Genomic DNA, 445 nt, shown 5'->3' with positions numbered 1-445 from the left:
GTTCGAGTCCAACCAGCCCTACCAGTTGCCGGTATTTAGAAATACCCATGGGGGATTAGCTCAGCTGGGAGAGCACCTGCTTTGCAAGCAGGGGGTCGTCGGTTCGATCCCGTCATCCTCCACCACCTGTTTTTACGTAAGGCTAAGCGCTTTAGGTAAAAGCAGTATCGTTCTTTAACAATCTGGAAGAAGTAAGTAATTGTTATGATCCAAATGAGAAATCGTTTGGATGGGTAATGATTGTATGTATCAACAAACATTCAATGTAATACTTCTTATTTCTATAAACGCTCCTTTGTTTAGTCGCAAGGGGCTAACGTTATAGGGACAAGTGAATAAGTGCACATGGCGGATGCCTTGGCGATTACAGGCGATGAAGGACGTAGTAGCTTGCGATAAGCTGCGGGGAGCTAGCAAACAAGCTTTGATCCGCAGATTTCCGAAT

1 tRNA gene and 1 rRNA gene are annotated in these 445 nt (G+C 45.2%); both read left to right on the top strand.

From position 1 onward, the window contains the following. Positions 1-49 precede the first annotated feature (49 nt). A tRNA-Ala gene (locus GTP46_RS29200) sits at positions 50-125 on the top strand. 200 nt (positions 126-325) lie between these two features. Continuing rightward, a 23S ribosomal RNA gene (locus tag GTP46_RS29195) occupies positions 326-445 on the top strand; the annotation flags it as partial.

This window comes from Duganella flavida (assembly GCF_009857445.1).
GTDB lineage: Bacteria > Pseudomonadota > Gammaproteobacteria > Burkholderiales > Burkholderiaceae_D > Rugamonas > Rugamonas flavida.
Note: the sequence above shows the minus strand (reverse complement) of the source record. Positions and strands in the feature narration are given on the sequence as shown.